Source organism: Paenibacillus caui (assembly GCF_019904135.1).
Lineage (GTDB): Bacteria > Bacillota > Bacilli > Paenibacillales > Paenibacillaceae > Fontibacillus > Fontibacillus caui.
In genome coordinates this window covers 18919-27186 of record NZ_JAIOGQ010000044.1, presented here as the reverse complement: position 1 = coordinate 27186, position 8268 = coordinate 18919, and the positions used below count along the sequence as shown (strand labels likewise).

Genomic DNA, 8268 nt, shown 5'->3' with positions numbered 1-8268 from the left:
TCGAACTGAGCGACTATGTTCACTGGTTCAATCATCATCGCATTCATGGAACTCTTGGTTATCGAACACCAGTCGAAGCTAGAAGCTTGCCCTCAAAATTGTTGTCCAGTTAAGTGTTGACAATCCAATACCGGAAGCCGTGTTTTTGAATGAATTGCCGGAACCAAAGGTATGGGCGCTCATGGTGAAAGGGAGTACCGTCAGCGTGGGAGAAGACAAAGTTCCATTCCCGTCCTTCCCGATCCCGGCCAATCCAAGCGTCCCCGAGCTTGCCAGAGTTCAAGCTGTTCCTCCAGACGAACTACATGCCGGCTGTGGACGGATCGGACGCCGATCTGTGGGATCGGCTCGAGAAGTTGGACTTTCTTCGGTGTTTCCGGGAAGAGGAGCGAGACGGAACACTGCCGGACAAGCTCTGGGAGGAACGCTCCGGGATTTTGAAGTGGCTACTGGAAGGCTGTCGGTTATGGCAGCTAGAAGGGCTTGGAGAAACGGGGGATATCCGGCGATCTAAGGAAGAGTTCCAAGAGGGAATGGACGCGGTGCCTCGATATGTGAGGGAGCGACTTTGGTTGAATCCAGTTGCCCAGGTACTTGTCAGTGCACTGTATAAAGTCTACGAGATCTGGTGCTTTGAAAATGATGAATATCAGCATAAGAAGCGCGAGTTCTATCAGCGGCTTGAGACTTACATGGCAAAGTCTGGTCATCGGCTAATAAGAGGCGTTAGAAACTCAAGTGGGAAGGATCGGATTCATAAAGGAGTGGGTTTACAGCGAGAAATGCCCGAGGCTTGGAGAATGCATGTAGAAAGTAAACCCACAGGTGGGGGAGCTAGTGTGGGCAATTAGCTTAAAACTCAGTTTTGTCAGTTGTTTTGTCAGAGGGAAAAGGCTTATATCTCAATGGTTTAAGCGTCTTTCTGACAAAACTGACAAAACAAATTAATGTTTTTTAGGTACAGAAAAAATTAACACGTAGTAAGGCTCAATCTCAAAATCAGTGCTTGATTTCAGCCTAACAAACGATGACGATTGCATTCAATCAAAATGTCGGCAGCGATGGTAGTTCACAATTGCTTCTTCCCAGCCTGCGCATTGTCTTTAGGGTTCGAACGGCAGGGTGATCGATTTGATCACGCTGCTCACAACAACGGTCAAATCCTAGCCTGGCCACGGCATAGCTCGGGAAACAGTCATACCACGTGGTGAACGCTTCCTTCCATTCCCACACGATATGCAGAAGCGGAGAAAAGCTTAAAAGCACTTCAAGCCGCTGCTGACTTTTCTCGGATAGCGTGTCTTTCGGTGGATTCAGCAGCCGATGATGGGATTTGAGAAGCGCCTTGGCCTAGCCGCAAGGGAGCTCTGAACGGTTTTACGTACTTCCTGTACACTCTCGATCACATAGCCGTGAACATGAAATCGATCCGCAATGCTAATGGCGTCCGGGAAGCATTCGCTGACCCACGTGTGGTAAGCTTGAGCTAAATCCATGACTACGGCAAAATCATCGACACCTAAAACTAGATCGGTCGTGGCTTTCGCTTCTTCCCACACTTGCTCGTAAATCCGTTCACTCTCTACGGGGACCGCTTCGTTATGCATCTGTCTATTCCTTTTGTTGTTTGGTCGGACTTACAACATTACAGGATTAGCAGATGTTTTTCCATTTTCACTCTCTGTTTATTTTGTTAAGAACTGATGTACCTCTGTCAATAGAGTAGACACATAAAACCGAGAATATTATGAAGCAGAACGGTACATACGTTCGTATTCATTAGGCGTGAAGTGCCCAATGGATGAGTGGATTCTTTTTCCATTATAGAAGCATGTGATGTATTCAAAAATGCGCTTCTTTGCTTGCTCGCGTGTTCTAAATTTCTCCAAGTAAACGAGCTCTTTCTTGAGTACGCTGTGAAAAGATTCGATGCATGCGTTATCGTAGCAATTGCCTTTGCGACTCATGCTACCCTTCATCTTGTAGCGTTTCAAACGAGCTTGGTAGTCGTGAGAAGCATACTGGCTGCCGCGATCGGAGTGATGCAAAACTTCACCACGTGGTCGTTGCTGGCTGTAGGCGCGATCCAGCGCCTTTAGGACAAGTTCTTTCGTCATCCGCTCATCCATGTGAAAACCTACGATTTTGCGGCTGTATAGGTCCATGATGCTCGCCAGGTATACCCATCCTTCATCCGTCGGCACGTATGTAATGTCTGCTACCCAGAATGTATTAGGCGCGGCAACCTGAAATTGACGATTTAGGACATTCTCATGAACAGGCAGGTTGTGTTTCGAGTTCGTCGTTGCTTTGTATTTCTTCACCGTACGCGAGCGCAAGCCGAGCTCTTTCATGATACGGGCAACTGTCTTGTCGGATACACGTACTCCTTGCTTGTGAAGCACCTTGGTGATCTTGGGGCTCCCGTATAACCGGCGAGAATCCAAGAAGATGCGCCTGATCCGTCGTTCAAGCTTCTTCCGACGTTTCTCTCGTTTGCTGGTTTTCCGTTTTGTCCATTTGTAATAGCCGCTTCGGGATACTTCAAAGGCTTCGCACATCTTCGCGACACGGCACTTGAAGCGATGATCGTGAATGAATGCGTAGATCAGCGCCGGTCTTTGGCGAAGTAGTGCATCGCCTTTTTTAAGATGTCGTTTTCCTCCTCTAAATCGCGAATGCGTTTCTGAAGATCGCGTACGGCTTTGTCGTCGGCTTTCAGTTGTCCACTGCCTGGAAAGGCCTGTGTACCGTCTTTTTTGTATTCTGCCATCCAGCGATACAGGGTGTTGTCGCTTACCCCCAGTTCGCGGGCTACCTGCGCCACCGCTTTTCCTTCTTCTTGGATCATCTGAACCGTTTGTAGTTTAAAGTCTTTATCGTATTTTTTCGTCATGTCGGACACCTCGAATAATGATATTTTTATTCTATCCTATTCTCGGTTCTCCATGTCTACTTTTTAGTCTAGCATCACTGATTTTGGTTTTGAGCCTATTTTCTCCCCATAATTTTTTCCCCAATCATACATCATTTTCAATACAGGCATTAAGCTATCGCCGTCTTCCATCAGAGTATACTCCACTCGGGGAGGAACTTCGAGATACACTTTTTTTGCGGATCAGCTGATCCTGTTCCAATTCGCGCAGCTGATTGGCTAACATTTTTTAGCGTAATGTGGGGAATTATTTTTTTTCAGTTTACTAACCGTTTGGTTCCTTCCAATCCCAGATTCCACAGAATGGTTAACTTCCATTTCCCTCCTATGACCGCCAGGGTTAATTCCTTCTCGCAGTTAATCTCATTCAGATGGATTCCAATATTTTACCTTATTGGCCATAATCATCATCCTCCTCCCAATAGTATACTAGAGGTCACTACATTACATTAAAGTGCGTACTTCCTTGTTGGAAACTTTGTATTTAGAATAAACCTTGTGCCTGATAAGCACAGTGAGAGCAACGTTCAATGCTACTGAACGTAAGTATGGAGAGGAGCGTATACATGAATCGTTTTACAATTCCACGCGATATTTATTATGGGGACGGCGCTTTGGACATTCTCAAAACAATTGAAGGGAAAAAAGCTGCACTCGTCATTGGCGGCGGTTCCGTCAAATCAAGCGGCAACCTCGCCCACATTGAAGGTCTGCTTGCGGAAGCGGGCCTGGAAACACGGGTGATCGAGGGTATTGTATCCGAACCGACCGTTGCCATGGTGATGGAAGGGGTTAAAACCCTGAACGAATTCCAGCCGGACTGGGTAATCGGCATTGGCGGCGGTTCGCCGATGGATGCAGCGAAAGCGATGTGGGTCTTCTATGAGCATCCGCAGCTTACCTTCGAAGAAGCAAGCCGGCCGTTCACTCTGCCTAAACTGCGGACCAAAGCCAAATTCATCGGCATTCCGACGACAAGCGGCAGCGCTTCTGAAATTTCAAACCTGTCGGTTGTAACCGATGAGAAAACAGGCATCAAGTACCCCCTTGCCGATTTCGAACTGACGCCGGATCTGGCGATCATCGATCCGGTGTTGGTTGAATCGATGCCTAAACATATAACGGCATATACCGGCATGGATGCACTGACTCACGGCATCGAGTCGTATGTTGCCAAGCCCCGCACTCTACTGACGGATGCACTAGCAATTGAATCGGTCGAGCTGGTGAAACAGCACCTTCTTCATTCGTACGAAGGCAGCCAAGAATCGCGTAAAGCGATGCATATCGCCCAAGGCATGGCCGGTATGGCTTTTGCCAACGCGGTGCTGGGTAACGTTCATAGCCTTGCACACAAAAGCGGTCCGACCTTCGATATTCCGCACGGCTGTGCCAACGCGATTTATCTGCCGTACGTCATCCAGTTTAACCGAACGGTCGTCTCCGACCGCTTTGCGGCCATCGCCAAACGGATCGGTCTTACCGGTCAATCAACGGGCGAACTGGTAGACGCGCTGGTGGCGTGGATCCGTGAGTTGAATCGCAACATGGGTATCCCAAGTACACTCCGCGACTACGGCGTATCCGAAGAACTGTTTAACGCGCATGTGGATAACATGGCGGCAAACGCGGTGAAAGATCCATGCACAAGCACTAACCCGCGCGAAACATCTGTAGAAGAAATGAAAAAACTATACGTAGCTGCGTTTAGAGGAGAAGACGTAACGTTCTAATCCATTAATATCTTAGTTTTATTCAACCTGGCGTCTACTCGATAGGCGCCAGCTTGTTTCATGTTAGACCCAGTTATTTTAAATCTTCGTTTAGTTGCTTTTTGATTGAGTAATGGGAAGCGAAAGGCTGAAAAGTCTGCTTTCTCGTTATTTGGAGCTTTGTTAACCTTTTGGAACCGCCGCATGCGGACCCGCATTACGGTGGTGTGAGAGCTCAAAGGCAAGCCGCCCCCCTCCCCCTACTACTCGATCGGAGATATTCCTCGTTCTGCTGCCTCACATCTTTGCATATAGACTACGCGGAAGGGCGTCACTGGTAAAAAAGCTGAACACGGTTTCGCAGTTGACCGAACGGACGGTTTGCGGAAGCCAGGCACCGTTGACGCAGGCCGACAAATAGTGCCGTTCATCAATTTTGCCGCTGCTGAAGCGGTATCCCGCGGCCTCGGGAGAATACCACTCGCCTTCCGATTCCGCCGGGTGCAGCGTAAAACTGTCCAAAGGAATCGCCGCTTTGAGAGAAGGTTTTCCGTAACGATTGCACACGAAGCGGATACGGCGGTTCTCCAGACCGGTATGCGCGGTGATCACGGCGCGGACAAGCAGCTCCATCAGCAGGAATTGCTTGGTATTCTTCAAAAGGTTCTCAAGCAGGGGATAAGGAAAAAGCTTCTTGTGCAGGTTATCTACGATTGATCGCTGTGCTTTTGACCACTCCCAGTATCGGGTGTATAAGTGGGTATAGAGCGTATCCGCCTTGTGCCGATAGCCAAGACGAGGTATCGTCTGGGGCTATATCTGCCAGAGTGTGAATCTATTTCAGCCTTTCAACAAGGTATGAATTGGATTCACACTCAATATACATAAAGAAAAATGGAGTCAAGATTAAGGCGGTAAGAGGAATTAAGGAAGAAGTGAAGAATACACAAGGATAATCCCATATTTTGGCGAGGTAGGGAATGAAAAGCATACCGAATCTGATCTCTATATTGAGAATTATATTATCGCTGTTATTGTTCTTTTTACCCCCGTTCGGCCTCATGTTTTGGACGTTATATGTGGTATGTGGGTGCACGGACATGCTGGATGGATATATTGCCAGAAAGACCCATTCGTCGAGCAAGCTTGGCAGCATGCTGGACAGTATCGCCGACATGGTACTGATGAGTGTTATCGTAATGGTGGTTTTATCGACTCAATTTATTTCAACTGAAATATGGATTTGGATGGCAGGCATTGCTCTTGTTCGGATGGCTTCTCTATGGGTCGTATATTGGAAACACCGTACATTTGCTGTTCTTCATACCTATGCCAATAAAGCCACGGGAGGGCTTTTATTTTGTATCCCTTTTCTATACCATTTTGTGGATTTTTATGTGCTGGAATGGACGATTTGTATCGTTGTGAGTCTGGCAGCGATTGAAGAATTGATAGTGCATATTACATCCAGCACATTGCAAAGAGGTGCTAAAAGCTTGTTTATAGTGAGAAGGGACTGAGGAGGAAGGATGGTGCTTGCGGAGCCGGGGCTGTTTGATGCTCATTAAGAAAACAAAGCAGCCTGAAGTTACTCTGCACGGTGATTTGATACAGGCTGGAACCAGCAAGAAGGCCTAAATTGCAAAAATATGCAGAAATAAAGCGGATTTACCAACAGATCATGCATGGGATCGCGGGGAGTTATGTCTGCATACCCTCAATCAAACTACCCTTATTTATATGTTGACTCTGCTTGCCCGGCACATGTTGAGTCGGTGGCTTTGTTGGTGAGAAATGATACAGATGGCTGAGATTCTAGCGGTAGCTAGTGATTCCTGAGACTTTACAGAAGATATCGATGCCGAAACTACGGGTCTGACTCGAAAGGCTGCATCAATCGTATCCTTTCGGGTCAGCCCCGTTTTAGATTACTTACGCTATTTTAGAGGAAAATCGATCCCCCGAAAGCACTGTCTGACTTTACAACTTCTTTCCCGCGGGGCAACAATTTTTCAACAAAATCACTGCAATTATATACATTTCTTTTTCGCCTAAATCGTGGTTTCGCCTAATTGCGGTCTGCTTCCTTAAAAGGATATACCGATGGACATTCTTCTTACATGGTTAGCGTGAATGAACTTTCTCCCCCTGTACCCAGACTTCGCGGATATGTTCAGGCCGGGTAAGATACATGATTTTTTGGAAAACGTCATTTAAATCTTCATTCTCATTAAAGATCGGCAGTTTAGCCGATGGTAATCTCGTATCGATGATTTGTACGTCCCACGCATAGTTTTCTTGAATACGGCCGATGGGTAAGCTTAAACTTTCACCGCCGCCGGCCGTAGCCAGATAGAAAGCTTCATGAATCGTAATGCGCGATCCGGGTACGCCGCGGTCTTCGGCGGGAAGGGAGGCATTGACGCCGTCTTCCAGCATTCTTGAAGATATGACAGCTTGTTTAATGTTATCGAACAGACTGGGCGAGAAACCTCCGGAAATATCGGACCCTAAACCGATCTCGACGCCTTTGGCATGGAGATGTGCTACGGGGATGACGCTATTGGCAAAATACGCGTTGGATATGGGGCAATGCGCAACAGCCGTTCCGGTTTCGGCAAAAAGGGCCGCATCCTCATCATTCAGGAAATTGCAGTGCGCCATTACGGACTTATCACGCAATAGGCCAAAATCATGCAGGGCAAAGGCATCATTTTTATGGAACCGGTCTTGCACATAACCGTGTTCCCAATCGCTTTCGCTGCAGTGCGACTGCACGTACGCATCGTATTTAGCGGCCAGCTTGCCTAAGCCTTCTAAAGCATGATCCGTACAGCTTGGAATGAATCTGGGCGTCACTACCGGATAAACGCCTTGTTTCGTCGTTTTGGCTAATTCTTGCACAGCCAGAATAAATTCTTCCGTATCCGCTAATGCCGTATGGGTGTCAGCGTCGCGATAGGTTTCCGGATTTTGCTGCGGATCGTCCATCACCACTTTTCCAACCAGTCCCCGTTGTCCTTTACTAGCGCAAATCTCGGCCAGCAATAAACTTGCTTCTTTGTGCACCGTCGCAAAATAAAGGGCGGTCGTCGTTCCGTTGGCGAGCAAGGTGCCGACCAAATCATCGTAGACTTTTTGCGCAAAGTCTAGATCCGAGAATTTAGACTCGAGCGGGAAGGTATAGGTATTTAACCAATCATAGAGCGGAACGTCCAGCGCGGTTCCCGATTGAGCCCATTGCGGCGCATGAACATGCAGATCGACGAAGCCGGGCAAGAAATACTGGCCTTCAGCCGATCGTTGAAAGTTGTCTTTGCCTTGATAAGCATCCAGCAATGGCTGATATTCGGAACTTTCCGGCGCAACGACTTTTTCGATCATCCCGTCGCTGTTGATGCAGAAAAGATGGTCTTTTAATATTTGAATTTCCTTGGAGGATGTGCTGGTAAATGCAGTGCCTTGAAACAATTGCATATATTTATCCATAGATACCGCCTTAATGTTCGTTTTTTTAAGATGTATTTGTATTATAGTTTGTGAAAAGTGAGGAGTCCATAATAAAAACGGGAATATTTATGGATGTCGTGGTAAACGGCTTGGATGATATTTCTACAATAA

10 protein-coding genes and 1 pseudogene are annotated in these 8268 nt (G+C 47.3%); 5 read left to right on the top strand and 6 right to left on the bottom strand.

The features are described 5' to 3' along the window. The first annotated feature begins 5 nt into the window (after nucleotides 1–5). From K7397_RS19620 to K7397_RS22255, 3 genes are read left to right on the top strand one after another with little or no spacing between them, the layout of a single operon-like run. A complete protein-coding gene (locus K7397_RS19620; protein WP_420488788.1) occupies nucleotides 6–113 on the top strand; it encodes an IS3 family transposase in 108 nt (35 codons plus the stop codon). Nucleotides 114–145: 32 nt separating this feature from the next. After that, a complete protein-coding gene (locus tag K7397_RS19615; protein WP_223070259.1) occupies nucleotides 146–514 on the top strand; it encodes a hypothetical protein in 369 nt (122 codons plus the stop codon). A 19-nt stretch (nucleotides 515–533) separates the two neighbouring features. Continuing rightward, a complete protein-coding gene (locus K7397_RS22255) occupies nucleotides 534–851 on the top strand; it encodes a primase-like DNA-binding domain-containing protein (protein ID WP_420488817.1) in 318 nt (105 codons plus the stop codon). A 193-nt stretch (nucleotides 852–1044) separates the two neighbouring features. On the opposite strand, the gene K7397_RS21935 is transcribed toward K7397_RS22255, so the two are convergent. From K7397_RS21935 to K7397_RS19595, 4 genes and pseudogenes are all read right to left on the bottom strand, one after another. Then, nucleotides 1045–1317, bottom strand: a complete 273-nt coding sequence (locus K7397_RS21935) for a transposase (RefSeq protein WP_273545660.1) — start codon at nucleotides 1315–1317, stop codon at nucleotides 1045–1047. After that, nucleotides 1314–1607, bottom strand: a complete 294-nt coding sequence (locus K7397_RS21930; protein ID WP_273545659.1) for a transposase — start codon at nucleotides 1605–1607, stop codon at nucleotides 1314–1316. Before K7397_RS21930 ends, K7397_RS21935 begins: the two co-directional genes overlap by 4 nt. 138 nt (nucleotides 1608–1745) lie before the next feature. After that, a protein-coding gene (locus K7397_RS19600) for an IS3 family transposase (RefSeq protein WP_273545658.1) occupies nucleotides 1746–2896 on the bottom strand; the annotation gives its coding sequence in 2 pieces (ribosomal slippage) (nucleotides 1746–2641 and nucleotides 2641–2896; 1152 coding nt in all). Nucleotides 2897–2959: 63 nt separating this feature from the next. Next, a pseudogene (locus K7397_RS19595) lies at nucleotides 2960–3318 on the bottom strand (winged helix-turn-helix transcriptional regulator). A gap of 183 nt (nucleotides 3319–3501) precedes the next feature. Between K7397_RS19595 and K7397_RS19590 the strand changes: the two are divergent. Next, complete coding sequence (locus K7397_RS19590; RefSeq protein ID WP_223070255.1) at nucleotides 3502–4668, top strand: iron-containing alcohol dehydrogenase; 1167 nt, start codon at nucleotides 3502–3504, stop codon at nucleotides 4666–4668. A gap of 276 nt (nucleotides 4669–4944) precedes the next feature. Here the strand turns inward: K7397_RS19590 and K7397_RS19585 are convergent, their stop codons facing one another. Further along, entirely contained in the window at nucleotides 4945–5307 is a 363-nt protein-coding gene (locus K7397_RS19585) for a hypothetical protein (RefSeq protein WP_223070253.1), read from the bottom strand. Between the two features lie 320 nt (nucleotides 5308–5627). Here K7397_RS19585 and K7397_RS19580 point away from each other — a divergent pair, with 320 nt between their 5' ends. After that, nucleotides 5628–6167, top strand: a complete 540-nt coding sequence (locus K7397_RS19580) for a CDP-alcohol phosphatidyltransferase family protein (RefSeq protein WP_223070251.1) — start codon at nucleotides 5628–5630, stop codon at nucleotides 6165–6167. A gap of 604 nt (nucleotides 6168–6771) precedes the next feature. Here the strand turns inward: K7397_RS19580 and guaD are convergent. After that, nucleotides 6772–8136 carry a guanine deaminase gene (gene guaD, locus K7397_RS19575; protein WP_223070250.1) on the bottom strand — a complete coding sequence of 455 codons (1365 nt, stop codon included), beginning with the start codon at nucleotides 8134–8136 and terminating at the stop codon, nucleotides 6772–6774. Between the last annotated feature and the right edge of the window lie 132 nt (nucleotides 8137–8268).

Bases quoted from the DNA above. Each gene is read 5' to 3' on its own strand.
- K7397_RS22255 (WP_420488817.1), top strand. From the start codon at position 534: ATGGACGCGGTGCCTCGATATGTGAGGGAGCGACTTTGGTTGAATCCA.
- K7397_RS21930 (WP_273545659.1), bottom strand. From the start codon at position 1,607: ATGCATAACGAAGCGGTCCCCGTAGAGAGTGAACGGATTTACGAGCAA.
- K7397_RS19590 (WP_223070255.1), top strand. From the start codon at position 3,502: ATGAATCGTTTTACAATTCCACGCGATATTTATTATGGGGACGGCGCT.
- K7397_RS19580 (WP_223070251.1), top strand. From the start codon at position 5,628: ATGAAAAGCATACCGAATCTGATCTCTATATTGAGAATTATATTATCG.
- guaD (WP_223070250.1), bottom strand. From the start codon at position 8,136: ATGGATAAATATATGCAATTGTTTCAAGGCACTGCATTTACCAGCACA.